General features: G+C 36.5%; 24 protein-coding genes. 17 read left to right on the forward strand and 7 right to left on the reverse strand.

Features of this window, described 5'->3' with window-relative positions:
* Positions 1 to 69 precede the first annotated feature (69 nt).
* Positions 70 to 534, reverse strand: a complete 465-nt coding sequence (locus AC2HW8_RS05370) for a helix-turn-helix domain-containing protein (RefSeq protein ID WP_484327243.1) — start codon at positions 532 to 534, stop codon at positions 70 to 72.
* Between the two features lie 284 nt (positions 535 to 818).
* Here AC2HW8_RS05370 and AC2HW8_RS05375 point away from each other — a divergent pair, with 284 nt between their 5' ends.
* The 8 genes from AC2HW8_RS05375 (at position 819) to AC2HW8_RS05410 (ending at position 6,719) form a co-directional block, all read left to right on the forward strand.
* The gene (locus tag AC2HW8_RS05375; protein WP_106765426.1) at positions 819 to 1,016 is read left to right on the forward strand and encodes a transcriptional regulator; all 198 of its coding nucleotides are present in this window, start codon (positions 819 to 821) and stop codon (positions 1,014 to 1,016) included.
* Between the two features lies 1 nt (position 1,017).
* Positions 1,018 to 2,097, forward strand: a complete 1,080-nt coding sequence (locus AC2HW8_RS05380; protein WP_484327244.1) for a site-specific integrase — start codon at positions 1,018 to 1,020, stop codon at positions 2,095 to 2,097.
* 1 nt (position 2,098) lies between these two features.
* Positions 2,099 to 2,425 (forward strand): plasmid mobilization protein, encoded by a 327-nt coding sequence (locus tag AC2HW8_RS05385; protein WP_484327245.1) that lies wholly within the window; start codon positions 2,099 to 2,101, stop codon positions 2,423 to 2,425.
* A complete protein-coding gene (locus AC2HW8_RS05390; RefSeq protein ID WP_484327246.1) occupies positions 2,422 to 3,573 on the forward strand; it encodes an AAA family ATPase in 1,152 nt (383 codons plus the stop codon). Before AC2HW8_RS05385 ends, AC2HW8_RS05390 begins: the two co-directional genes overlap by 4 nt.
* A gap of 248 nt (positions 3,574 to 3,821) precedes the next feature.
* Positions 3,822 to 4,982 (forward strand): plasmid recombination protein, encoded by a 1,161-nt coding sequence (locus tag AC2HW8_RS05395; RefSeq protein ID WP_484327247.1) that lies wholly within the window; start codon positions 3,822 to 3,824, stop codon positions 4,980 to 4,982.
* Between the two features lie 24 nt (positions 4,983 to 5,006).
* Positions 5,007 to 5,384 (forward strand): TnpV protein, encoded by a 378-nt coding sequence (locus AC2HW8_RS05400; RefSeq protein ID WP_484327248.1) that lies wholly within the window; start codon positions 5,007 to 5,009, stop codon positions 5,382 to 5,384.
* 142 nt (positions 5,385 to 5,526) lie between these two features.
* Positions 5,527 to 5,733, forward strand: a complete 207-nt coding sequence (locus AC2HW8_RS05405) for a helix-turn-helix domain-containing protein (protein ID WP_101069678.1) — start codon at positions 5,527 to 5,529, stop codon at positions 5,731 to 5,733.
* Between the two features lie 2 nt (positions 5,734 to 5,735).
* On the forward strand, positions 5,736 to 6,719 hold the full coding sequence (locus tag AC2HW8_RS05410; protein ID WP_204840088.1) for a DNA methyltransferase: 984 nt from the start codon (positions 5,736 to 5,738) through the stop codon (positions 6,717 to 6,719).
* Here AC2HW8_RS05410 and AC2HW8_RS05415 read toward each other — a convergent pair.
* Both AC2HW8_RS05415 and AC2HW8_RS05420 read right to left on the reverse strand, forming a co-directional pair.
* Positions 6,702 to 7,583 (reverse strand): hypothetical protein, encoded by an 882-nt coding sequence (locus tag AC2HW8_RS05415; RefSeq protein WP_484327249.1) that lies wholly within the window; start codon positions 7,581 to 7,583, stop codon positions 6,702 to 6,704. The two genes, AC2HW8_RS05410 and AC2HW8_RS05415, sit on opposite strands and share 18 nt — an antisense overlap.
* Positions 7,573 to 7,794: a helix-turn-helix domain-containing protein gene (locus tag AC2HW8_RS05420; RefSeq protein ID WP_101069674.1), complete on the reverse strand. Its 222-nt coding sequence runs from the start codon at positions 7,792 to 7,794 to the stop codon at positions 7,573 to 7,575. Before AC2HW8_RS05420 ends, AC2HW8_RS05415 begins: the two co-directional genes overlap by 11 nt.
* 86 nt (positions 7,795 to 7,880) lie before the next feature.
* On the opposite strand from AC2HW8_RS05420, the gene AC2HW8_RS05425 reads away from it, so the two are divergent.
* Entirely contained in the window at positions 7,881 to 10,094 is a 2,214-nt protein-coding gene (locus tag AC2HW8_RS05425; RefSeq protein ID WP_484327250.1) for an AAA family ATPase, read from the forward strand.
* 522 nt (positions 10,095 to 10,616) lie between these two features.
* On the opposite strand, the gene AC2HW8_RS05430 is transcribed toward AC2HW8_RS05425, so the two are convergent.
* Complete coding sequence (locus AC2HW8_RS05430; RefSeq protein WP_412961978.1) at positions 10,617 to 11,456, reverse strand: hypothetical protein; 840 nt, start codon at positions 11,454 to 11,456, stop codon at positions 10,617 to 10,619.
* A gap of 5 nt (positions 11,457 to 11,461) precedes the next feature.
* Positions 11,462 to 11,881, reverse strand: coding sequence for a helix-turn-helix domain-containing protein (locus AC2HW8_RS05435; RefSeq protein ID WP_412961976.1), 420 nt, complete (start codon positions 11,879 to 11,881; stop codon positions 11,462 to 11,464).
* A 587-nt stretch (positions 11,882 to 12,468) separates the two neighbouring features.
* Here AC2HW8_RS05435 and AC2HW8_RS05440 point away from each other — a divergent pair.
* Both AC2HW8_RS05440 and AC2HW8_RS05445 read left to right on the forward strand, forming a co-directional pair.
* A complete protein-coding gene (locus AC2HW8_RS05440; RefSeq protein ID WP_484313079.1) occupies positions 12,469 to 13,410 on the forward strand; it encodes a hypothetical protein in 942 nt (313 codons plus the stop codon).
* Between the two features lie 42 nt (positions 13,411 to 13,452).
* Positions 13,453 to 14,232 carry a sulfite exporter TauE/SafE family protein gene (locus AC2HW8_RS05445; RefSeq protein WP_484313081.1) on the forward strand — a complete coding sequence of 260 codons (780 nt, stop codon included), beginning with the start codon at positions 13,453 to 13,455 and terminating at the stop codon, positions 14,230 to 14,232.
* 370 nt (positions 14,233 to 14,602) lie between these two features.
* On the opposite strand, the gene AC2HW8_RS05450 is transcribed toward AC2HW8_RS05445, so the two are convergent.
* On the reverse strand, positions 14,603 to 14,737 hold the full coding sequence (locus AC2HW8_RS05450) for a hypothetical protein (protein ID WP_296666073.1): 135 nt from the start codon (positions 14,735 to 14,737) through the stop codon (positions 14,603 to 14,605).
* A 189-nt stretch (positions 14,738 to 14,926) separates the two neighbouring features.
* Positions 14,927 to 15,949 carry a LacI family DNA-binding transcriptional regulator gene (locus tag AC2HW8_RS05455; RefSeq protein ID WP_368000314.1) on the reverse strand — a complete coding sequence of 341 codons (1,023 nt, stop codon included), beginning with the start codon at positions 15,947 to 15,949 and terminating at the stop codon, positions 14,927 to 14,929.
* Positions 15,950 to 16,168: 219 nt separating this feature from the next.
* Here AC2HW8_RS05455 and melB point away from each other — a divergent pair, with 219 nt between their 5' ends.
* From melB to AC2HW8_RS05485, 6 genes are all read left to right on the forward strand, one after another.
* A complete protein-coding gene (melB, locus tag AC2HW8_RS05460) occupies positions 16,169 to 17,644 on the forward strand; it encodes a melibiose:sodium transporter MelB (RefSeq protein WP_484327251.1) in 1,476 nt (491 codons plus the stop codon).
* Position 17,645: 1 nt separating this feature from the next.
* Positions 17,646 to 18,926, forward strand: coding sequence for a galactokinase (locus AC2HW8_RS05465; RefSeq protein ID WP_021883123.1), 1,281 nt, complete (start codon positions 17,646 to 17,648; stop codon positions 18,924 to 18,926).
* Between the two features lie 34 nt (positions 18,927 to 18,960).
* Positions 18,961 to 19,953, forward strand: a complete 993-nt coding sequence (galE, locus tag AC2HW8_RS05470; protein ID WP_101029117.1) for a UDP-glucose 4-epimerase GalE — start codon at positions 18,961 to 18,963, stop codon at positions 19,951 to 19,953.
* Between the two features lie 10 nt (positions 19,954 to 19,963).
* Positions 19,964 to 21,475, forward strand: coding sequence for a UDP-glucose--hexose-1-phosphate uridylyltransferase (gene galT, locus AC2HW8_RS05475; RefSeq protein ID WP_484327252.1), 1,512 nt, complete (start codon positions 19,964 to 19,966; stop codon positions 21,473 to 21,475).
* A 16-nt stretch (positions 21,476 to 21,491) separates the two neighbouring features.
* Positions 21,492 to 22,559, forward strand: a complete 1,068-nt coding sequence (locus AC2HW8_RS05480) for an aldose epimerase family protein (protein WP_484327253.1) — start codon at positions 21,492 to 21,494, stop codon at positions 22,557 to 22,559.
* 514 nt (positions 22,560 to 23,073) lie between these two features.
* Positions 23,074 to 23,790, forward strand: a complete 717-nt coding sequence (locus AC2HW8_RS05485; protein WP_484327254.1) for a LytR/AlgR family response regulator transcription factor — start codon at positions 23,074 to 23,076, stop codon at positions 23,788 to 23,790.
* Positions 23,791 to 23,840: the final 50 nt, after the last annotated feature.

Below are 23,840 nucleotides of genomic sequence, written 5' to 3' on the forward strand. Positions count from 1 at the left end.
ATACTATAAAAGGCATTACTGACTTTTGCAGTCGGTAATGCCTTTTTGCGTTTTCTATTATATTCTGTTTTACTTACGAGAATTAAAAGCTACGCTTTCGGGGTAGTTATATCTCCAATTATCGTATTCCTCTTTTGTGATTTCTCCGTTCTTAAGCTTTTCGGCTTGTTCCTGCCAAGCGGAAAACATATCAAACATTGTAAGGTAATTTGTTCCCATACCCTTATCAAGGCGTATGCAAAGCTCGTCATCAAGTTTATCAATACGGAAGCCATATAAATCTTCAAGAGTAAACAGCGTGTGCATTAAGCCGTTGTAACTGTCAATATCCGGCACAGTTAAAGCACTTGTAGAAACACCAAATACATTTGCAAGGTTGTTTGTTAAATCAGCCTTAGGCGTTCTGCTGCCGGATTCATACTGTGCCATACGGATGTCAGCGGTTTTCTCCGGAAAGCCCACCTGCATACCGAGATACTTTTGAGTCATACCTTTTAAATTTCTAAAAAATCTTATTCTTTCGCCGATAGCCATACTATAGCTCCTCTCACTTTACTGTTAAATATCATAGCATAACAAGTTAAGCGATGTCAAGTGACATAAAACAAAAAAGTTTAATATTTTTAAGAAAGCCACTTGACATAACGGAATATGTTTAGTATAATCATTAAGCAAATAGCGTTAAGTCTATTTGCAAACAACTGAATAGCCGTCATACATCACGGTAATGGTGTATCCGCTCGGGCAAATCGGAATGCGGTCAGAAAGTTCTCCGACACTAAATAATTATGAAAATTAAGAATGAAAGGATGATGTTAATGTCAAACAAAATGTTTATGCGTGTTGAGGATGTGGCAGAAGAAATGGGCGTTTCCGTTTCTTACGCTTACAAACTTATACGCAAATTAAATAAAGAATTGCAGTCAACCGGGTGTATTACAATTCCCGGCAGAATTGACCGTAAATTCTTTCACGAAAAATTTTACTCAACCAAAACGACTGAAAGGAGCGATTAAAATGGGAGCATTTAAAAATGAAAAAAACGGAACTTGGTATGTGCAGTTTCGTTACACAGACTGGCAAGGATTGCGACAGCAAAAATTAAAGCGTGGCTTTGCCACCAAACGAGAGGCACAGGAGTGGGAACGAGCATTTCTGACAGAAAAGAAAGCCGATGTTACTATGCCATTTAAGACTTTTACGGAACTGTACGAAAAAGATGTTCGACCGAAGTTAAAGGAAAACACTTGGCTTACCAAAGAGCATATTATTCAAACTAAAATATTGCCGTATTTTGAGCATAAGCGATTATGCGATATATCGTCAAAAGATGTTATTGCTTGGCAAAATGAAATTAGAAAAATGACTAATTCAAGCGGAGAGCCACTTTCTCAAGGGTATTTAAAGACGATTCACAATCAATTGAGCGCATTGTTCAATCACGCAATCAAGATTTACGGTTTAAGATTAAATCCGGCATCCACGGTCGGTAATATGGGTAAGGAAGAACGCAAGGAAATGAGTTATTGGACTGTGGAGGAATACAGTAAGTTCTCTGATGAGATGATGGACAAGCCGCTTTCCTACTATGCTTTTCAAATGCTTTATTGGACAGGTATTCGTGTAGGTGAGTTGCTTGCATTAACTGCCGGTGATTTTGACTTTAAAAACAATATGCTTACAATCAACAAATCTTATCAAAGATTGCACGGAGAAGATGTTATTACTCCACCGAAAACGGAGAAAAGCAATCGAACAATAAAAATGCCGCAGTTTTTATGTGATGAAATGCAAGAATACTTGAAAATGTTTTATTCACCGAATGACAGCGACAGAATATTCCCTATTTCAAAAAGCTATCTTCATCACGAAATGGACAGAGGCTCAAAAGCCGCAGGCGTAAAGCGTATTCGTATTCACGATTTAAGACATTCGCATGTTTCGCTTTTAATAAATCAAGGCTACCAAGCCGCTGCTATTGCTGACAGGGTTGGTCACGAAACAGTGGAAATCACCGACAGATATACGCACATATATCCGTCAAAACAAAACGAAATGGCAAACACCCTTGATGAATTATGGAAGGAGAAAAAATAATATGTCACTGAAAAACAAAGATGAACACAACCGTTGGAGAAACAAAACCGTAGCGTTCAGAGTTTCGTCCGAAGAGTGGGAACAGATTGAACGCTATGTTCAGCTTTCGGGTTTAACCAAACAGGACTATATCACAAGGCGACTTATAAACAAAGAGGTTGTAGTTCAAGGCAATCCGAGAGTATATAAGGCTTTGCGTAATAATCTTGCAGATGTACTTACGGAATTACAAAGAATTGAAAACGACGGCGAACTCGATGACGAATTGCTTGACTTAATCGAAATGATTGCCGATATTCTCGGCGGATTAAAGGAGGTATCAGAATGACAGAAAAAGAAAAGGCCGCTCCGATTGTATCTGTTGGCGCAGATACGGAGCAGTCAATCCTAAAACAAACTAATAACAGTATAACTGATTCTAACGAAAATGACAAGAGTTTAGATGATTATCTTGAAGAAATGCAAAAAGAATTTTTGCAACAGCTCGATCCATCACATTTGAAAACGATTTCTATGCGTGAGTTGTATAACACGGTATATCAAAGTAAACCGCCGCTGATTGACGGTTTGCTTTATCCGGGCACATATATTTTTGCAGGAGCACCAAAACTCGGCAAAAGTTTTCTTATGGCACAGCTTGCATATCACATCAGCACAGGCACACCGCTTTGGAATTTTGATGTGAGAAAAGGAACTGTTTTGTACCTTGCTCTTGAAGATGATTACCACAGATTGCAAGAAAGATTGTATAGGATGTTCGGAACAGAAAGTGCGAATAATTTGTACTTTTCTGTTTCGGCGTGTCAATTTGGAAGTGGACTTGACGAACAGCTTACAAGATTTATGGCAGAACACCCCGATACAAAATTGATTATCATAGACACTCTCCAAAAGGTGCGTGAAGTGGGCGGTGATAATTACAGTTACGCAAACGATTATGAGATTATAACAAGGCTTAAAAAGTTTGCGGACAGTTACGGAATATGTTTGCTGCTTGTTCATCATACACGCAAGCAGAACTCTGAGGATAAGTTTGATATGATTTCGGGAACTAACGGATTGCTTGGCGCCGCCGACGGTGGCTTTATTTTACGGAAAGAAAAACGAACAAGCAATTCGGCAACGCTTGAAGTTTCAGGCAGAGACCAGCCCGATCAAAAGATTTATCTCAATCGCAATCCTGAAACCCTTGTGTGGGAACTTGAGAGAACCGAAACGGAACTTTGGAAATTGCCGCCTGAACCTTTGCTTGAAAATATCGCCGTCAAAATCACAAATGAAAATCCCGAATGGTATGGCAGCCCGACGGAACTTGTTGAATTTCTCGGCGTTGAAATGAAAGCAAACGCTTTGACGATGAAGCTTAATATCAATGCAGGGCGTTTGTTCGATGAGTATGGAATCCGTTATCAGAACAAACGCTGTCACGATGGGCGTAAAGTTAGTTTGACTTATGAACAGCGTGACGATGTGTGACGGTTGTGTCGCTGTTTTAGGCGGTGACAAAATCACCGTCACTATCGACACAGACCGACACAGATAAAGTTTAGCGGAATGTGCAGAGAGTGCCTTTTCAAAGGCAGCTCTTTGCCCCTCGGAGAGCGCAAAACCTGCTTGCAGGTTGCATTTTTGATAGCTCCGCTGTCAAAAGTGCTTTTGCGTTACTCTTGACAAGAGTAACAGAACCGAGGACGAGCAAGTTTATGAGATTGGAGGTGTATATAATGCAAAGAACGATAAGCGCAATGGTGGGTAAAGGCTCGGTCAATCATAACAGCCGCAAGTTTAAGGCTGAAAATGTTGACGGTAGCAGAACGCATTTGAACATTGATTACTGTAACGAGCCGATAAAGAAAATCTATCACGAATTGTTTGACGAAGCACTCAAAAGATACAACGAAAAACAGACAAGAGCCGACCGCAGAATAGAAAATTACTATGAAAAAATCAGAAATTCTAAGCAGGAAAAGCCGTTCCACGAACTGATTTTGCAGATTGGCGATAATGAAAATATGAGTGCAGAAAGCGAAAACGGACAGCTTGCACTGCAGGTTTTAGATGAGTATTATCGGGGATTTCAAGAGCGAAATCCCAACCTAAAAGTGTTCTCTGCTCATCTGCATATGGACGAGGCAACGCCTCATTTGCACATTGATTTTGTTCCGTTCACAACCGGCAGCAAGCGTGGAGTTGATACGAGAGTAAGCCTGAAACAAGCGTTAGCCACACAAGGTTTCAAAGGCGGAACTCGTGGAGATACCGAGTGGAATCAGTGGGTAAGCGCAGAAAAATCCGCACTCGCATTCGTTATGGAACGACACGGAATTGAGTGGGAACACAAAGGAACGCACGAAAAACATTTGTCTGTTCTTGATTATAAAAAGCAAGAAAGAACAGCAGAACTTGAACAATTGGGTGCTAAAATCGAAGTAAAACAAGCAGAATTTAATGTGTTATCCGAGCGAGTGTTAAACTATGATGATGGTTTGGAAAACTTAAAAAATGTTGATGAAATGCTCGATAACGCACCCGAATATCAGCTCTCCGAGCCGCAAGGTTTTATGTCTGCAAAAGCATATAAAACCAAAATTGCAGAGCCGCTTATTCAAAAATTAAAAGCGTTAGTCAAGACTGCATTAGCTCGTTGCTTTGAAGGTTGGGACAATTACCATAGATTAAACATCATAAACGGCAACCTCTATCGAGAGAATGAAATGTTGTCTAAAATCAACAGCAAACTGAAAAGTGAAAACGAAAATCTGCGCTCAGAGGTCAAAGACTACAAACTCTTGCGTAAGGTTTTCGGGCATAAACAGATTGACGAGCTGCTTGAACAGGCAAGAAATATTAAAGGTCGTAAGCGTGAAAATCCACGCTCAAGATAAATAAATTTTTGGAGGTAAAACAAAATGGCAAACACAATTTTTGAAAAGCAAGACGGTACTTATACGCAGGTGGGCGACTATATGTTGCCCGATTTATTACCGGCGGAAGAAGAACAGGAAGCAAATATCGGCGTTTGGGGAATGAGGCATAAACGATATTTGAAGCAAAATCATAAGGTGCATTACTACAATTTGCTGACAAGCGGTAAGCTCAATTCATATCTTGCCGATATTGAACAGCAGGCTCAACAACTTTTTCTCCGGCTGGTAAAAGACTTAGCCGAAAAGGAAAATGTGACCGAGGAACTCAAATCAACCGATATGATGCTCTGGGTGCAGAAGATGAATAATATTCGGAATAGGGCGACAGAAATTGTAAATTTATATTTAATCTACGGTTAAAAATCACGCCGAGTGTAGCTCTTATAATGAGTTGCACTCGGTGTCTTTTTATTTGTTTATAAGTCACGAAATAGTTATTATAAGTTGACATATCGTGATTTTTGGTATATAATTAGAAACATCAAATTGTGGAGGTCATCAAATGGCTGTTTGTTATGATAATCTTTGGAAACTTCTAATAGATAAAAAGCTTAAACGAACCGATTTAAAACAGTTATGTGGAATAAGCAGTAATGTTTTAGCAAAATTAGGGAAAAACGAGCCTGTATCTGTTGACTCTTTAGAAAAAATATGTGTAGCCTTGGAGTGTCGCATTGAAAATATTATGGAGTTTGTCGAGGAGAAATAATTGTGATAAATCTTAATAGAAATATTCATCTCGTTTGTGATGATGCAATAAATGTTTATGATAAATGGAAATCGCCAACGATAATAATTAGTGACGGCCCATATGGCATAAATGGGTACCCTGGCGATTTACTTTCTGCAAGCGAACTTGCGGATTGGTATGAACCTCATATCAAAAAATGGAGCGAACTGTCAAGTCCAATCACAACACTTTGGTTTTGGAATACAGAAGTTGGTTGGGCTAACGTCCATCCGATTTTGGAAAAATATGGTTGGACTTATGTTTCGTGTTGCGTATGGGATAAAGGTATGAGCCACGTTGCCGGTAATACTAACACAAAAACTATTCGACATTTGCCAGTAGTAACGGAGGTATGTGCTCAATATGTAAGAAAACCAGAATTTAAAGTTAATGGACAATTACTCTCAATGAAAGAATGGCTTAGATACGAATGGGCTAGAACAGGATTGCCATTTTCAAAAGCCAATGAAGCTTGTGGTGTAAAAAATGCGGCAACTAGGAAGTACTTCACTAAATGTCATCTATGGTATATGCCTCCTGCTGACGCATTTGAAAAAATTGCTTTGTATGCTAATGAAAATGGTAGTGAAAGTGGAAAGCCTTACTTTTCCATTAACGGAACTAAACCTATAACATATAACGAATGGAAACAACTTCGTGCTAAATTTTACTGTCCTATAGGAGTCACAAATGTATGGCAAGTTCCGCAACTACGTAATAACGAACGATTAAAATTTGGCCAAAAAGCTATACACTTAAATCAAAAACCATTAAAGCTAATTAAGCAGATAATTGAAATGACCTCAGATGAAACTGATGTCGTTTGGGATCCATTTGCAGGCTTATGCACAACAGCAATAGCGGCAATAGAATTAAACCGTATATGTTATTGTGCCGAGATTAATAGTTATGTATTTAGCATCGCAGAAAAGCGTGTAACCCAAGCATTACAGAATTGTTTCTAAAGCGCTCTCCAGCTCTCTTTCGTTTTTAGATGAAAGTATATTACCCCATTCTCGAATGGTTTTCCCGTTAAAAGCTGTTTCCAATACGCGCAACTTAAAAGCCTTAATTTCAGCGTGTTCTATACGGTCTATTTTTGCATAATTAGTGTCAAGTCTATATACATAATCGGCATAAAGAGAGCGTAATAGACGTTGATAATTGGGACTAGGATCATAAGTCTTTCCATTTGGTCCCCAAGACGCTACAACAGCTGCAGCAGCAACAGGGTCACATTTATCTTCTTGTAACTTATATCCATTGGTGTTTGTTTGTTGCAAATTAGCAGTTCGTGAAGTAGTATCTTCAGGCTCAAAAACAAGATATTCTGGAGGTTTATGATAATGCAAATCTCTTGCTTCAGCAACACTTTTTCCACTTACAACAAGAACATCAATTATTTTAGGTTTCCCCCAAATTACGTGTTCTGGGAGCCAAGCAATTAACGCCATGTCTATATTGTCATTTTCAAATATGGTGACACTATCTTTGAAACGGGCGGTTATTTCTGTGGCAAATGGAAACCACGCTTTAATTTCAATTCCAGGATTCGGAGTGACCGTTTCACTTTTGAATAATGCATCGGGAAAACCCGGATCCTGACGTATCCATTTTCCACTATTTGACCAGTTAGACTGATTAAGTAAATCAACTGTAGAAAATTCAATCATATTGCCTAATAACGGTGATAACTTTGAAATTACCTTTGCTAATTGTTTTGCATACTCAACACTAATAGGACGAGTGATATCTAATACATCAATTAAATTGCTATCTAACGATGTAAGTTTCTCTTTAGCTAGAGATAAAACTTCTTTACTGTTCATTTTTACCCTCCAAAAACAGTTTATAGGTATCAATTTCAAGTGCATCAGCTATACGCTGTATATTTTCAAGCGAAATGCTACGGCGGTAACACTCGATAGCACTAATATAAGTTCGGTGCATACCACACTTTTCAGCGAATGCTTCTTGAGATATTCCCATAGCTGTACGATACTTTTTTAGGTTATCACCAAATACTTTTATAATATCCATAGTTGCAATCCTCCATATTTTATAGTATAATCAAAATGAATACAAAAAGTCTACATACAATGAGTATCTGAAAAGAGGTCCGATTTATGATTAAATCTATTATTATGAAAAATTGTGCAACATATCCTGCTGATGGAGCTATTATAGAAAATTGTCAAAAGGTCAATTTCTTTTATGGGCCTAATGGTAGTGGCAAATCTACAATCAGTAATTTTTTACATAATCAAACTGCTCCTCAGTATGCATCTTGCAAGATAAATTGGGAAAATGATACGCCTACAGATATTGTTGTTTATAATCGAGATTTTCGAGCTCGTCATTTCAAAGAAAATATCGCCGGTGTGTTTACTTTAGGTGAGGCAACAATCGAGGAAATCGAAGCTCTTGATAAAATGAAAAAAGAGCGAGATATAAAGAAAGAGGACTATGTTAGAAGAACAAATAGCTTAAACAAGAAAAAAGATGAAGAGCAATCTCATAAAGATAAATTTAAGGATACTGTTTGGAATGTCATTCTTAAACAAAATGAGATTTATTTTCAAGAAGTATTTAGTGGATTAAGAGGCAACAAAGAAAAGTTTCGAGACGAAGTTATCAAGAGATATAAAAAATCCCATTTTTCAAATGAAACAAGAGAGTCCTTAAAAAAGCGTTATGACATCCTATTTTCAAACAAACCAGAAAAATGTAATACTATTGATATATCTGTTTCGCATTTAATATCTGAACTTGAGACTATAGAGAAAGATTTAATCTGGGAAAAAGTAATTGTTGGAAATAAGGATGTCCCTATTTCTAGGCTTATTGACTTTCTTGACAATGCAGATTGGGTTAATAAAGGGCGCACGTATATTAGCGAAGACGGTGTATGTCCTTTTTGTCAACAAAAAACCATTACAGCAGATTTTGAAGTACAATTAAATGATTTTTTTAGTGGAGAATACGAAAAAAATATAGAACATATAAAAAATATAATTGAAAAGTATAAATCTATTTCTGACTTATTGATTTCTCAATTATCAAGTGTTGTATCAAACGATATTGCAACAAGTATAGGAAATTTAGATACTCAGAAATATAAAACATTATTAGATGCATTAAAATCGCTGTTTTTAAGTACAATAACGGTGATGTCAGCTAAAGAAAAAGAAGTTGGTAAAAAAATAGACATACCCGATAGCAGATCAAAAGTTAATGATTTAATCGATATGATATCAGTCGCTAATAGTAATATTATCAAACACAACACAATGGTTGATAACTATAATAATGAGAAAACAACTTTGATTGATGATGTTTGGGAATATTTAATGGATGAACAAGAAGCGTTGATAAGTGGATATATTAATGATTTGTCAAGCTTTGAAAAAGCAAAATCCGGAATACAAAAAGGCATCACCCAGTGTAAGGAACTGTTAGATGATATAGAAAATAAAATATTCGTAGCCGGAAAAAACATTACAAGTGTTCAACCTACGGTAGACGAAATTAACCGTTCTTTGAAAGCCTATGGGTTTACCAATTTTCAAATTGTTCCATCGCCAACAAAAGAGAACTCATATCAAATTCAACGAATGGATGGAACGCTCGCTACAAATACTTTGAGCGAAGGCGAAGAAACTTTTATCTCGTTTCTATATTTTTTACAGTTTGCCAAAGGATCAATGGACGCTTCTAAAGTATCCTCAAAAAAGGTGTTAGTTTTGGATGACCCAATTTGTAGCCTTGATAGTACTGTACTATACATAGTAAGCTCAATGGTGAAATCACTGATTAAAGATATCCGTGATGGAAATTCAGATGTTGAGCAAATTTTTATACTTACTCATAATGTATTTTTTCATAAGGAAGCTTCGTTTGTGGATGGGAGAACAAAAGCATTAAATGATGTGTATTATTGGATTATTAGCAAGGATAATAACATTTCAACAATAAGGGCATTTGAAAAAAACAACCCCATAAAAACATCGTATGAACTTCTGTGGCAAGAATTGAAAACAAATACAAATGCTTCGTTAGTTACAACTCAAAATATTATGAGAAGAATCATTGAAAACTATTTCAATATATTAGGTAAAAATGTTGATGAAACGATAGTAAACTCCTTTGATACTACAGAAGACCAGATGATATGCCGTTCGTTGATTAGCTGGATTAACGATGGTTCTCATTCCATTCCAGACGATTTGTATATTGATAGTTATACGGATTCTGTAGAACGCTATAAACAGGTGTTTAAGGAGATTTTTATTAAAATGGACCATAAAGCACATTATGATATGATGATGGCTAATGCTTGATAGCATCCAAGTGATAGCTATTTGATAGCAAAAGCAGAAATACCTCGTAGAATTGAGATAATCTGTACCAAATTAAAGCAAATCAAGTCAAAATTCCTAAGCAAAAACAGTTAAAGTCTGTTTTGTACTTAGGAGTGGGAATAATTTCACATGTTATTGTGCAACACCCATTATCCTGTAATGTGTAAATTTTAATATCTTTGAGCGACCTTGAAGAGCAATCTTTTAGGTCGCTTTTTCTATGCCCAAAAGCTCGATAAACACTGGGCTTTTGGCAATAAAATCGGAGTTTTATTCGGAGTTTAAACAATATAGATAGAGGATAACAAAAATTACCCCAAAGAGAGTAGAGGGGTTTGTACAATAACAACAGAAGTCAAAGAAATGGCTTAAACACTGACTTTTTGACACTTCAAAAGTTTGGTTGATACCGTTTTGATACTGTTTACTATTCTTTACAATAAAACAAGCAAGAGGAAACCCCTCTCGTTTGAACGCTTAGTTCATTCGAGAGGGGTTATTTTATTTATAATGTATATTTACATTAGGATTTTGCTTTAATGCTTCAAATGATGCAAAAAGTTTTTGTACAGGAAGTGGTTGCATATTCATATTCTCAAATTGATCTTTTTCTTCGGATTTCATAATGGCAGGAGCTTTCACGTTATGTCGTCTACAAAAAGAACCATATTTTTCAATTCCATCAACAATTTCTTGCCCAAAGTAAGTAAAGAAATCCCAAAATAAAACAATAATCTTTGAACTCATATTATTAACTAATGAAGGTATATCAATTTCATTGTCCATCTTCTCAATATCATTTTTTGAATGCTTCCAATTATCAAATTTTAATAAGTCATCCTTTAAACAAATCACTTTACACCCATCATCAATTGAATTGTGAAATACAGCATATGGAAACTCACAGTGTACTACGTAGTTTCTAAAATTAGCCCAAAACCGATATTCAATGCTATTATCATACATTTGACTGCAAATTGAACGGAATAGTTTCAGTTCATTTTCACCTTTGTTTTTTCTAAGAAGTCGAGTTTCCATATCAATATAGGTTTTTATAGATGAAGCGTAATTAAATACAAGTTTATTTGCGATTAGTATGAGTTTTTCTGGAGAAACTCCTTGAAAACTCATACTTGATAAATTATCGCTTTTCATATACTGCTGAAACTCGATACCATTTTCAATTACAATATCTTTTATTTGATTAATGCGATGATATATTCCGCAAAAGGTAAAAGCAGAATTTAAATCATCTAATTCTTCTTGAGTTATCTCCTCTATAATTTCAGCGGTCAAATGGTTATCATTATCTTTTTTTGTTTCTGCTACATATAGATACATAATTGTTACCTCGTTTTTGGGTAATTATATTTCCAATCGTTATATTCATCTTCGGAGATTTCATCATTCTTTAGCTTCTCAGCTTGATTACGCCAATCGTTGAGCATTTCAAACATAGTCACATAGCTTTTGTTGTGTTTATCAAGCGTCAGGCAAAGCTCGCCGTCAATATCTTCAAGGGTAAATAAGGTGTGCATAAGACCGATGTAGCTGTCAATGTCGGGAACGGTTAACGCCTGCGGCGATACTTCAAATACCTGTGCAAGAGTATTTGTTAAATCAGCTTTAGGTGTTCTTGAACCTGACTCATACTGTGCCATACGAATATCGGCAGTCTTTTCAGGAAATCCCACCACATGTCCTAAATATTTCTGTGTCATTCCGCAAAGATTACGAAAAAATCTTATTCTCTCTCCGATTGCCATAAAATTGCACTCCTTACTTATGTAATGTGCAATCAGCATATCATATATGTTTAGTATATGTCAAGCAACATAAAACAAAAAAGTATAACGTTTTTACGAAAACCACTTAACATAACGGAATATGTTTAGTATAATCGTTAAGCAAATAGCGTTAAGTTGTTTGCAAAAACTGAATATCCGTCATATATCACGGTAATGGTATATCCGCTCGGGCAAATCGGAATGCGGTCAGAAAGTATCCGACACTAAATAACCAAAAAAATTATAAATGTTATTGTGCAACACCCATTATCCCGTAATGTGTAAAATTTAAGCAGTTGCAGGAGGCTTTGCTGTACAAATATTTATATTTTGATACCTAAACCGTAGGTGACTTAAAAAACGCCGCTAATTTCTGCGCCGTTTTTATCATATACTGAACCTCCAATATGTACAGCGTTTTTTGCAAGACCTGCATATCCACGCATAATGACAGATACGCTGTTAAAGGAAAAAATCTGTGAATAAATTTTGTCTGTTAATGCTGACAGATTTATGATACAATAGTGCTGTTAGTTTGAATTGAAAAGTGAGTAGAAGTATAAAAAATGAGGAAACTGAATTTGACAAAAGCACTTAAAAACGCATTACCGTATGTATTAACGCTTATACTTGTCGGTATAATGACTTTTGTTGCGGAAATATTGGGTGAGGGGGAGATAATCTTTCCTGAAATAACGGCACTTGCAATTGGTTATATGGTTACACAAAAGCAAGGTTGGAAAGTCAATGACAGCCGAATGATTGCGTTAATTGCGATTTGCGCTGTTGCGGGTGTGCTGACAGTCCGATACATAAAAGTCGGGCTTTATCTTGAAATATTGATTGCATTTGTATTTGCACAAATTCTCTTTATGTTTTCGGGAACAACATTTGCACCGATGATTTCGGCAATTGTGTTGCCCGTTATGATGCAGACCGAGAGCTTTATATACCCGATTGCCGCATTTTTGCTGACAATTGCGGTTGTATTATTCCGCAGATTTCTTTTGAAAGTTAAAATAAGAGATAAAGAGGATTTTCAGTCGGTAAACCTGCATGCAAAGAGCGATGTGATTGACACAGCAGTAAGAACAATCTGTGTTGCCGTTGTGGGGTTCTTCGCAATTTGGTCGGGCTTTAAATTTGCAATTGCACCGCCGTTGCTTGTGGCGTTTACTGAATTTTCCCGTCCGAAAAATAAGGCTCGCAACAAGCCGGTAAAGACGATTTTGGTGATAACAGTCTGTGCATTTGTCGGATCGGTTTCAAGATATGTGCTGAATATGACTCTTGGATTGCCGTTGACAGTTGCCGCATTGACAGCCACGGCGATAATGCTTGTAATTGTTTACTGCACAAAAATGTATATTCCGCCTGCCGGAGCATTGACAATTTTGAGTATGATTATTCCGAGTGAAAGCGTACTTTTGTACCCGTTGCAGATACTTGTCGGAACTGCGGTAATAATGCTGATTTCACGGCTTTTGTTTATGAAACGGCAAAATTAAAATAATCTTAATTTAGTTATATTATTCTATAGAGGAAATTAAATGGATATATTTATTACAATTTTAGTTACATTTTTTGCAGGAATGGGCGCAGGTCTCGGAACAGGTTTTGCAGGAATGAGTGCGGCGGCTGTAATAAGTCCGATGCTCATAACTTTTCTTAATATGGATCCGTATATGGCAGTCGGAATCGCACTTTCGTCCGATGTTTTGGCGAGTGCAGTTTCGGCTTATACATACCATAAAAATAAAAATCTCGATATCAGAAACGGTTTGATTATGATGGCGAGTGTGCTTGCGTTTACGATTGTCGGCAGTTATGTTGCAAGCATTGTTCCATCAGCTACAATGGGCGGATTTTCCGTGTTTATGACATTTTTGCTCGGCATAAAATTTATCATCCGTCCCGTTATGACAACTAAAGAAGCTATGCTCGGTGTGTCGGCAAAAAAGAGGGCAATCCAGTCTGTAATCTGCGGAATGTTAATCGGCTTTATCTGCGGATTTATAGGTGCGGGCGGAGGAATGATGATGCTTTTGATTTTGACGACCGTGCTGAATTATGAATTGAAAACCGCTGTCGGCACAAGCGTATTCATTATGACATTCACCGCCCTGACAGGCGCAGCTTCGCACTTTATGATTGGTGGCACACCCGATTGGTTTGTGTTCGTTCTCTGCATAGCGTTCACCCTTATATGGGCGAGAATTGCCGCCGTTTTTGCCAATAAAGCCAATCCCAAAACCCTAAACCGTGCCACAGGTATCGTCCTCGTGGTGTTAGGTGTTGTTATTATGGGATTTAAGCTTTTAGCAAAATAAAAATTGACAGTTTAAAATTTAAAATTCAGGTCGGGCAATAGATTTGTTAAATGCAAAATTTCTGTTGCCCGATTTTTCAACGGTTATGTTGGGGCTAATTGAGTAGGGCGAAAAAAATGCTTGCTTTGAACAATATTCAGGGAAGTATGCTTTTTAACAATTGCATTACTATTTCACAAAAAACAAAGGAGCTGCGAAGAACGAAGTCTTAAACTTCATTTCTTCACAGCTCCTTAAATTTTTGTATCAGATGTGCTGTACTCAGCTTATTCCCATAAGCTCCATAACTTAATAAGTTGTTTTCCAGCATTATCGGAGGGCACAACCTTGCTATCTGTTATGACACAACCGACCGATTTGCCTTTATGAATTAATCCTGAAACCATTTTGTCCATCCGATAACTGCCGATAAGGAGTCGGCAGGCACATCTTCAAAGAACTTTTCAAAATCCTTCATCGCTCTGCCCTTTCCGACCCATAAGATATCTCCCTGCTCCAAATCCATCACGCAGGTTGCGTAACTCAGTTAGGGGGCAGACTACTTTTAAAACTATAGCTTTTGAGTAGGGGTGCAAAATGAATCTTTAGTTATTATAATTCATTAACAGAATTATAATCTCCCGACTTAATCTATCCTTTGTGGAGTTATAATTATAATTTATCATAGCATACAATCGTTTGATAACGATAATAATTATAAACTTTTAGGTTTTGCACATGAGTTGCGAACTTTTATTGGACAAGGCAGATAGACACGCATAGGAGAATAATAATCGGTGTTTTTAGGTTTCATCAGATTCAAAATAAATCTAATGCCGTAAATGCCCATTGCATATACAGGTGCGTTTACCGTAGTGAGCGGAGGGTTTGTATATCCCGAAAGCTCCGTGTTATCAAATCCCATAACAGAAATATCCTCAGGAATTTTGTAACCGTTTTCTTGCAGAGCTCTCATTGCACCGATTGCAATATGATCACTTGCCGCAAAAATAGCTGTGGGGAGATTCCCTTTGCTGATCATTTCTGACATCATTTTATAACCGGATGATGTTGAAAATTTGTCCTGTATAATAAACCCATCATATTTAATGTTTAGTTCATCGCAAATGTCTGTGAAAGTGTTGAGTCGTTTATCAGGAAATATCGTTCCGTCCTCAAGCTGTTCAATGCCTCCGATAAAGCCAACTGTTCTATGGCCTAAATCATATAGATATTTAATTGCATCGGACACTGCCTGACGAAAGTCGAGTGATACGGATGTAATTTCAATATTCTCAACGGTCATATCAAGAAAAACAATTTTATTATTCAAAGAATGCAGTAATTTTATTTCTTGTTTACTAAATTTTCCAAGGCAGATTATGCCATCAACATCAGAAAGTACATTCTGATAGTCATTGTCTGTTTTAAATGTTCGTACAATACTTATATTATTTTTTGAACAGTAGTCCTCGATACCCTGTCTCATCAAAAAGTAATAATTATCTTCAATTTCCTGTTTGGAAGAGAACCATTGTAGAATTCCAATGCGACATGAAGATGCTGATGTAACCCTTTTTTTCTTTACATAATTAAGTTCTTTAGCTGCTGCAAATATTTTTTGCTTCGTTTCAAGCGAGGTGCTGAGGGTAGTGTCGTTATTAAGCACTCTTGAAACAGTAGCTACTGATACATTTGCCTTTTTGGCAACATCTCTGATTGTAGCCAATTGAATCACCTCACTACCATTATAGTGAAATATTACTAAAAAATCAAGTCGTGTTTAGTGAAAAACAGAGAAAGCAAAAATGTTTACCAAAAACTATTGACAGTTTACGAAACAAAACATATAATTTAGTTAACATAAAAACAAAAGAAACATTATTATTAAATAATAACGAAATCTTTTGTGCAGGTTGTCACGGCGTTTCATTTAAAATTAAAAGGAGGAAAAATTATGAAACAGACATCATCACAACCAAGACTTGATGGCAAAATCCCGGGTAGAATCAAATACACCTTTGCTTTAGGTGCCCTCGGCAAAGATATGATTTATGGTATGATTGCCACATTTTCAATGATTTATTTCACAGACATCATCAAGGTCAACCCGGTATTTATCGGCGTAATGTTCTTTGTTGCAAAGTTATGGGATGCCTTTAATGATTTGTTTATGGGTATGATTGTTGATAACACACGCAGCAGATGGGGTAAATTTATTCCATGGCTTGTAATAGGTACGCTGGTTAATTCAATTGTATTTGTTGTTTTATTCACAGACTTCCACCTCGATGGCATTGGACTTTGCGTATTTGCAACAGCAGCTTACATACTCTGGGGTATGACTTACACAATTATGGATATTCCTTATTGGTCAATTATTCCTAACCTCACTTCAAATCCTGAGGAGAGAGAAAAAGTTTCGGTACTTCCGAGAATCTTTGCAAGTATCGGTCAGTCACTTGTTATTGCAGGCTTTGGTGTTCAAATTATTGAGGCTCTCAGCGGCGGCACAACAAATCAGGCAGGTTATCACAGATTTGCAATCATAATTGCAATTGTATTTATTCTTACAATCGGTATTACAGTAATCAATCTTCCTAAAAAGAGAGATGATTCTGTTCCGGAAAAGAAAGTTAAGTTTAAAGATATTTTCTCAATCATCGGCAAGAATGATCAACTTCGTTGGGCGGTAACTCTTATCTTCCTTTACAACATCGGCATTCAGTGCATTATGGGTGTTGCTACATATTATTTCAAATATGTTTGCGGCAACGCAGGAATGATGTCATCATTTATGATCAGCGCATCAATCGCAGAGGTTGTAGGTCTTATCGTATTCCCTAAGGTTGCAAAGTTCCTTTCAAGAAAAACTTCGTTCCTTCTTGCGTGTCTTTTACCTGCATTTGGTCTTGTAATGCTTTTGCTCGTAGGTATTTTTGCTCCGCACAATGTTGTGCTCACATCAATCTCAGGTGTTATTGTAAAACTTGGTACAGGTCTTGAACTTGGTTGTGCTACAGTATTCCTTGCAGATGTTGTTGATTACGGTGAATTTAAGCTTGGAACAAGAAATGAAGGCGTTGTATTCTCACTCCAGACGCTTATCGTAAAATTTACAGCGGCTCTTACAGCACTCGGTATTGGTGCGGCACTTGGAAGCACACAGTATATTCCGGGACAGGAACAGTCATTTGCAACAGTAGCATCAATCAGTACACTTATGTGCATTGTTCCTGCAGTTTGTATGCTCATTGCTTATGTTGTTTACAGAAAGAAATATAAACTCAATGACGGTATGATGAAGAAGGTTATAAACACAATCAGTGCAAGAAGAGAAGGCAAGATTGATATGACACAACAGCTTGATGAAAGCGGTAACACAGAGCCTTCTATGTTCCTTCCTACAGTTGCGGAAAAGGCAGGTAAATAAAATGATTGATACTAAAACAGCAATTGAAAAAATTACAAACGGCGAATTTGATAATCTTTTCACTGATATATATATAGATTCATCAATGATTGATTATCAGAAAAAAAGATATGTTCATGCAATTGAGCAGTATGAAACAATTTTTTGTCCTGATAAAGTAGCAATATTCAGTGCTCCCGGCAGAAGTGAGGTTTGCGGTAATCATACAGATCACCAGCATGGAATGGTGCTTGCAACATCCATTAATCTTGATACTATTGCTGTGTCGGCCAAGAATAACAATGATGTTGTAAGATTTGTTTCTGACGGTTATGATATGATTACTCTCAATATAAATGACCTCGAAGTTAATGATGATGAGGCAGGCACAACGGTCAGCCTCATCAGAGGTGTTCTTCGTGGACTTAAGGATCATGGATACAAAATTGGTGGATTCAATGCTTATGCAACAAGTGATGTACTTGTTGGTGCAGGACTTTCATCGTCAGCAGCTTTTGAAGTAGTTGTCGGAACTATTATTTCCGGTTTATATAATGATATGAAAATAAATTCAGTTGAGATTGCTCAGATTTCTCAGTATGCTGAAAATGTATTTTTCAAAAAGCCGTGCGGACTTATGGATCAAATGGCTTGTTCAGTCGGAGGAATGGTTAACATTGACTTTAAAGATCCGACAAAGCCAATTGTTAAGAAAGTACCTACCGAATTTGAAAAATATGATTACAGTCTTTGTATTGTTGACACAAAGGGCGATCATGTTGATCTTACAGATGATTATGCTATGATTCCCTCGGAAATGAAAAAGGTTGCAAATTTTCTCGGAGAAGATTATCTGAGAGATTGTGATTCAAACGAATTTTATATTCGCCTTGACGAAATTCGTGAGGCTGTTGGCGACAGACCGGTACTTCGTGCAATTCATTTCTTTAATGAGGAGCATAACGTTAAAAATGCCGTTTCGTCACTTGAAAACGGTAAGTTTGTTGAATTCCTTGACGCAATCAGAAAATCCGGTAATTCATCGTTTAAGTATCTTCAGAATGTATATACAACAAGAGATATTCAACATCAGAACATCTCGGTAGCCCTTGCACTCAGCGAAAGCCTTCTTCGCAATTACGGCGTGTGCCGTGTTCACGGCGGTGGATTTGCAGGTACAATTCAGGCATTTGTCAAAAATGATTTTGTAAGTAATTACAAAGAATTTATAAATAAAATTTTCGGAGAAAACTCATGCCATGTTCTCAAAGTGAGAAAATACGGCGGAATAAAAGTAATGTAATTATGTAGGTTTTGTTTTTATTAAGGAGGACAAAATGAAAATTCTTGTTTTAGGCGGTGCCGGATATATCGGTTCGCATACAGTTTACAGACTTATTGAAAGCGGTAATGAGGTTGTTGTATTCGATAACCTTGAAACAGGTCATATCGAGGCGGTTCATCCCAAAGCAAAATTTTATAAAGGCGATCTCAGAAACAGAAGTGAAATTGACAGCGTTTTTGATAAAGAAAAAGGTATTGATGCTGTAATTCATTTTGCAGCCAATTCACTTGTCGGTGAAAGTATGACTAACCCTCTCAAATATTATGATAATAACCTCAACGGCACAAAGGTTTTGCTTCAGTCAATGGTTGCTCACGGAATTGATAAGATTGTATTTTCATCAACAGCGGCAACATACGGTGAGCCTGAGAGAACTCCTATTCTTGAAACCGATCCGACAAATCCGACAAACTGCTACGGAGAAACAAAAAAATCCATGGAGAGAATGTTCTATTGGGTTGAAAAAGCACATGGTTTAAGATATGTTTCTCTCAGATATTTCAATGCATGCGGAGCACATATCAGCGGAAAAATCGGTGAGGCACATAATCCTGAAACCCACCTTATTCCGATTATTCTTCAAGCGGCACAGGGTACCCGTGACCACATAAGTATTTTTGGTACTGATTATCCCACATCTGACGGAACTTGTATTCGTGATTATATCCATGTCACTGACCTTGCACAGGCTCATATTCTTGCAGTTGAATATCTTATGAAGGGCGGTAAAAGTGATATATTCAATCTTGGCAACGGTGTAGGTTTTTCTGTTCGTGAGGTAATTGAAAAAGCAAAAGAGGTTACACAGAAAGATATTAAGGTTGTTGAAGAAAGCAGAAGAAGCGGCGATCCTGCTGTATTGATTGCATCAAGCGATAAGGCGAAAACTGTACTTGGCTGGAAACCTGAGTATGATGATCTGGGAACAATTATTAAAACAGCGTGGAAATGGCATTCAACACATCCCAACGGCTATAGTAAGTGAGGCGGTATTTATGAAGAACAGCGTTTACGGCTTAATATTAAGACTTGTTTCATACGGAATCAATACAGGGCTTATTGAAAAAGAGGATATAATCTACACGCAAAATAGGCTTTTATCGTTGTTCCATATGGATGAACCAGATGACAGTTGTACTTGCCTTACAGCAGATAACGAGGATACTCTTGAAGAAATTTTGTCGGGACTTCTTGATTATGCATACGAAAAAGGAATCATTCCCGAAAATACAGTAACATATCGCGACTTATTTGATGTGAAACTTATGGCTTCACTTGTTAAGCGACCGTCAGAAGTAATAAGAGAATTTTGGCAGAATTATAGCTGTTCTCCTAAACTTGCAACCGATAGCTACTATAAATTCAGCTGCGATACCGATTATATAAGAAGATATCGTATTAAGAAAGATTTAAAGTGGAAAACAGCAACCGAATACGGTGATATCGATATCACTGTAAATCTTTCAAAGCCTGAAAAAGATCCGAAAGCTATTGCAGCGGCAAAACTTCAAAAACAGTCGGGCTATCCGAAATGTTTGCTTTGTAAGGAAAATGAAGGATATGCCGGAAGAGTAAATCATCCCGCAAGAGATAATCACAGAATTATTCCGCTCACCATTGATGGAGATAACTGGTTTATGCAATATTCTCCGTATGTTTATTACAATGAACATTGTATTGTATTTAACGGTGAGCATACACCAATGGTAATCAATGATTCTACATTCAGAAAACTGTTTGATTTTATTTCACAGTTTCCGCATTATATAATCGGTTCGAATGCTGATTTGCCGATTGTAGGCGGTTCAATACTTACACATGAACATTTTCAGGGTGGCAGATACAGCTTTGCACTTAATAGGGCAGAGGTTGAAAGAAAGTTTATTGTTAACGGCTTTGATGATGTGGAGTGCGGAATTGTAAAGTGGCCGATGTCAGTTGTAAGATTGACAGGTAAAAACAAGGACAGCATTATTTCATTATCTTCTCATATTCTAAAGAGTTGGAGAGCGTACACGGACGCAGATGTTGGCATTTTTGCCGAAACAGACGGTGAAATTCACAACACTATCACTCCGATTGCTTTTACAAAGGATGGAAAATTTGTTATTGACCTCGTTCTCAGAAATAATATCACAAGTGAAGAGCATCCTCTGGGAGTATTTCATCCTCATGCGAATTTGCATCATATTAAAAAAGAAAATATCGGCCTTATTGAAGTTATGGGACTTGCAGTATTGCCCTCAAGGCTTAAAGATGAAATGGCTATTTTAAAGGATGCTATTCTTAATCACAAGGATGTAAGTGAAATTCCGAAAATCAGCAAACATTCCGAATGGGTAAATGAATTTGTTTCACAGTATGATGAAATCAATGAAAATAATATTGATTCAATAATTCAAAATGAGATAGGAAAGGTGTTTCTTAATGTTCTTTTGGATGCAGGTGTATTCAAAAGAACTCCTGAAGGACAAAAGGCTTTTGATAAATTTATAAAGACGCTGTAGTAAAGGAAGTGCTAAAATGTCAAAGGTAAGGGTAGTGAATTTTGAACCTACATCCAAAGGTGAAAACACTCATCTTTATATAATAGAAAATAACAGCGGAGCAAGCGTGACATTATGTGATTTAGGCGCAAGTGTCATTTCGATAAAAGTTCCCGACAAAAACGGTAGTATTAGAGATGTAGTTCTCGGCTATAAGCATATTGATGGTTATGAATTTGACGGAACATACTTCGGTGCTACTGTCGGAAGATGTTGCGGAAGAATTGCATACGGCAAGTTTACTCTTAACGGGGAAGATTATCAGCTCCCTGTAAACAATGGGAGTAACCATCTACACGGCGGATTTAACAGCTTTAGCCGCAAAGTGTGGCTTGCGGTAGTTGATGATAAAGTTCCAAATACAGTTCTATTTATGCTTGATAGTCCCGATGGTGATGAGGGCTATCCCGGAAATATGAAAGTCTTTGTACGCTACACTTTTGATGATGAAAATGTACTTACGATAAAATGGTCGGCAGTTTCCGACAAAGACACAATATGTAATCTGACAAATCATTCATATTTCAATCTTAACGGACATAAAAGCGGTAAAGTTACTGAAAATCACAAGCTGAAAATAAATGCAAATTTCTTCATACCGATAAATTCAAACCTCAATCCCACAGGAGAGATAACTCCCGTTAAGAATACATCGTTTGATTTTACCGAATCCAAGTTAATTGGAAATGGTATTGACAGAAAAAACGAGCAGATTGGTTTTGCAAACGGTATTGATCATATGTTTGTGCTGAATCATTCTGATGAAGAATTTGTGCTTGCGGCCGAAGCTGAGGGTATTGATAGCGGAATCACATTAAAATGCTATACTTCTCAGAAAGGTGTTCATGTATATACAGCAAATTATGTCGATGTTTTGTCCAATATGGGAAAGGATTCAGCAACATACGGAGAAAATACAGCGTTTTGTCTTGAAACCCAAGGCTTTCCCGATGCTGTAAATCACAAGAATTTTCCTACGACAATATTAAAAGCAAACGAAAACTATACACAAACTACAAAATATATTTTTGGTATAAACAAATAAAATAAGCTAATTTCTAACTCCTTTTAAAAATAAAATCTCTCTAAAATTAAGGACCACCTATTTTTCTTGGGTGGTCCTTGATTTTTAATCTATGAGGATGTTTCATGTTTTACAGTATTACACCGTCTTAAAAATATTCTGTTTTAGCGGTTATGTGCAATTCTGCCTGAAAATCGCCCTGTTCTGTTTGCACCGTAAAACCGGAACATTCTTCTTGCACGGCTGTTTTTACAAACTGCATTTTTTATTGCCCGTGTATTTTTTAGCGCTGTTTTTGCTTTTATATTAAAATACGCTTAGGATGGATTTTTTTACCCTCCGCATCAAATTCAAAATTTTCATTACCCCAACTTTTAAAAAAAATAATCACTTTTCCCTAGCAAAGATACAGAGATAACGGCAGTAATAACTTGCTTACTTATAAAATTGATAGTAACTTCTTAAATGATCGACTGTTTAAGAGTGTATTGAAAAACATTTTAATATTTGTTAGAATTAAAATGGTGGTGAGGATATGTTAAAGATTGCGGTAGTAGATGATGAAATTGTATTTGTTGAAAGTCTGATTAACAAAATAACAGCGGTATGTGAAAAGCTTAATTTGAAATTTAAAATTGACAAATACTCAAACGGATTTGATATACTTGAAAATTACAGCAAGTATCATCTGATTTTTCTTGATATTGAAATGCCGTCAATTGACGGTATTGCTACAGCCAAGCGGATCAACAAATTGAAGGGTTCAGCTGAAATACCTTTTATTGTTTATGTCACAAGTCACGATGAGCTTGTGTTTGATGCTTTAAAAAGTTTTCCTTATTCATTTATAAGAAAAAGTAAAATTGAATCTGATTTGTACGAATGTATTAACCGTATAAATAATTCTTTTGAAGAATTACATAAAACTATAGTATTGCATACCGAAAGAAAAGATATTCCGATTGTTATTGGTGATATTATTTATCTTGAAAAAATTAAAAATTATGTTGTGTATCATACTCGAAATCAAGAATATAAGGTCAGAAGTGATATGAATACAGAATTTAAAAATATCGCAGAATATGGCTTTATAAGACCGCATATTGGTTATGCTGTAAACAATAAGTATGTTGAATATATTTCTGCGGATTGTATTTTATTGCAAAATGATATTAACATTCCTCTTAATAAAAAATACAGAGATGATTTAAAGAAAAAATATTTCAAATGGTTGGGGGATATAAATGTTTAATTATGGTTTTGAGTTATTTGTAAATTTATTTCAAGGTGTAATGTTTACTG

The organism is Ruminococcoides sp., assembly GCF_057037865.1.

What these genes read in the sequence shown, in the direction of transcription:
- AC2HW8_RS05445 (WP_484313081.1), top strand. Translation starts at nt 13,453, where the DNA reads ATGGATATATTTATTACAATTTTAGTTACATTTTTTGCAGGAATGGGC.
- AC2HW8_RS05465 (WP_021883123.1), top strand. Translation starts at nt 17,646, where the DNA reads ATGATTGATACTAAAACAGCAATTGAAAAAATTACAAACGGCGAATTT.
- AC2HW8_RS05440 (WP_484313079.1), top strand. Translation starts at nt 12,469, where the DNA reads ATGAGGAAACTGAATTTGACAAAAGCACTTAAAAACGCATTACCGTAT.
- AC2HW8_RS05370 (WP_484327243.1), bottom strand. Translation starts at nt 534, where the DNA reads ATGGCTATCGGCGAAAGAATAAGATTTTTTAGAAATTTAAAAGGTATG.
- AC2HW8_RS05395 (WP_484327247.1), top strand. Translation starts at nt 3,822, where the DNA reads ATGCAAAGAACGATAAGCGCAATGGTGGGTAAAGGCTCGGTCAATCAT.
- melB (WP_484327251.1), top strand. Translation starts at nt 16,169, where the DNA reads ATGAAACAGACATCATCACAACCAAGACTTGATGGCAAAATCCCGGGT.
- AC2HW8_RS05415 (WP_484327249.1), bottom strand. Translation starts at nt 7,583, where the DNA reads ATGAACAGTAAAGAAGTTTTATCTCTAGCTAAAGAGAAACTTACATCG.
- AC2HW8_RS05430 (WP_412961978.1), bottom strand. Translation starts at nt 11,456, where the DNA reads ATGTATCTATATGTAGCAGAAACAAAAAAAGATAATGATAACCATTTG.
- AC2HW8_RS05450 (WP_296666073.1), bottom strand. Translation starts at nt 14,737, where the DNA reads ATGGATTTGGAGCAGGGAGATATCTTATGGGTCGGAAAGGGCAGAGCG.
- AC2HW8_RS05435 (WP_412961976.1), bottom strand. Translation starts at nt 11,881, where the DNA reads ATGGCAATCGGAGAGAGAATAAGATTTTTTCGTAATCTTTGCGGAATG.
- galT (WP_484327252.1), top strand. Translation starts at nt 19,964, where the DNA reads ATGAAGAACAGCGTTTACGGCTTAATATTAAGACTTGTTTCATACGGA.
- AC2HW8_RS05400 (WP_484327248.1), top strand. Translation starts at nt 5,007, where the DNA reads ATGGCAAACACAATTTTTGAAAAGCAAGACGGTACTTATACGCAGGTG.
- AC2HW8_RS05485 (WP_484327254.1), top strand. Translation starts at nt 23,074, where the DNA reads ATGTTAAAGATTGCGGTAGTAGATGATGAAATTGTATTTGTTGAAAGT.
- AC2HW8_RS05375 (WP_106765426.1), top strand. Translation starts at nt 819, where the DNA reads ATGTCAAACAAAATGTTTATGCGTGTTGAGGATGTGGCAGAAGAAATG.
- AC2HW8_RS05420 (WP_101069674.1), bottom strand. Translation starts at nt 7,794, where the DNA reads ATGGATATTATAAAAGTATTTGGTGATAACCTAAAAAAGTATCGTACA.
- AC2HW8_RS05405 (WP_101069678.1), top strand. Translation starts at nt 5,527, where the DNA reads ATGGCTGTTTGTTATGATAATCTTTGGAAACTTCTAATAGATAAAAAG.
- galE (WP_101029117.1), top strand. Translation starts at nt 18,961, where the DNA reads ATGAAAATTCTTGTTTTAGGCGGTGCCGGATATATCGGTTCGCATACA.
- AC2HW8_RS05385 (WP_484327245.1), top strand. Translation starts at nt 2,099, where the DNA reads ATGTCACTGAAAAACAAAGATGAACACAACCGTTGGAGAAACAAAACC.
- AC2HW8_RS05390 (WP_484327246.1), top strand. Translation starts at nt 2,422, where the DNA reads ATGACAGAAAAAGAAAAGGCCGCTCCGATTGTATCTGTTGGCGCAGAT.
- AC2HW8_RS05480 (WP_484327253.1), top strand. Translation starts at nt 21,492, where the DNA reads ATGTCAAAGGTAAGGGTAGTGAATTTTGAACCTACATCCAAAGGTGAA.
- AC2HW8_RS05425 (WP_484327250.1), top strand. Translation starts at nt 7,881, where the DNA reads ATGATTAAATCTATTATTATGAAAAATTGTGCAACATATCCTGCTGAT.
- AC2HW8_RS05380 (WP_484327244.1), top strand. Translation starts at nt 1,018, where the DNA reads ATGGGAGCATTTAAAAATGAAAAAAACGGAACTTGGTATGTGCAGTTT.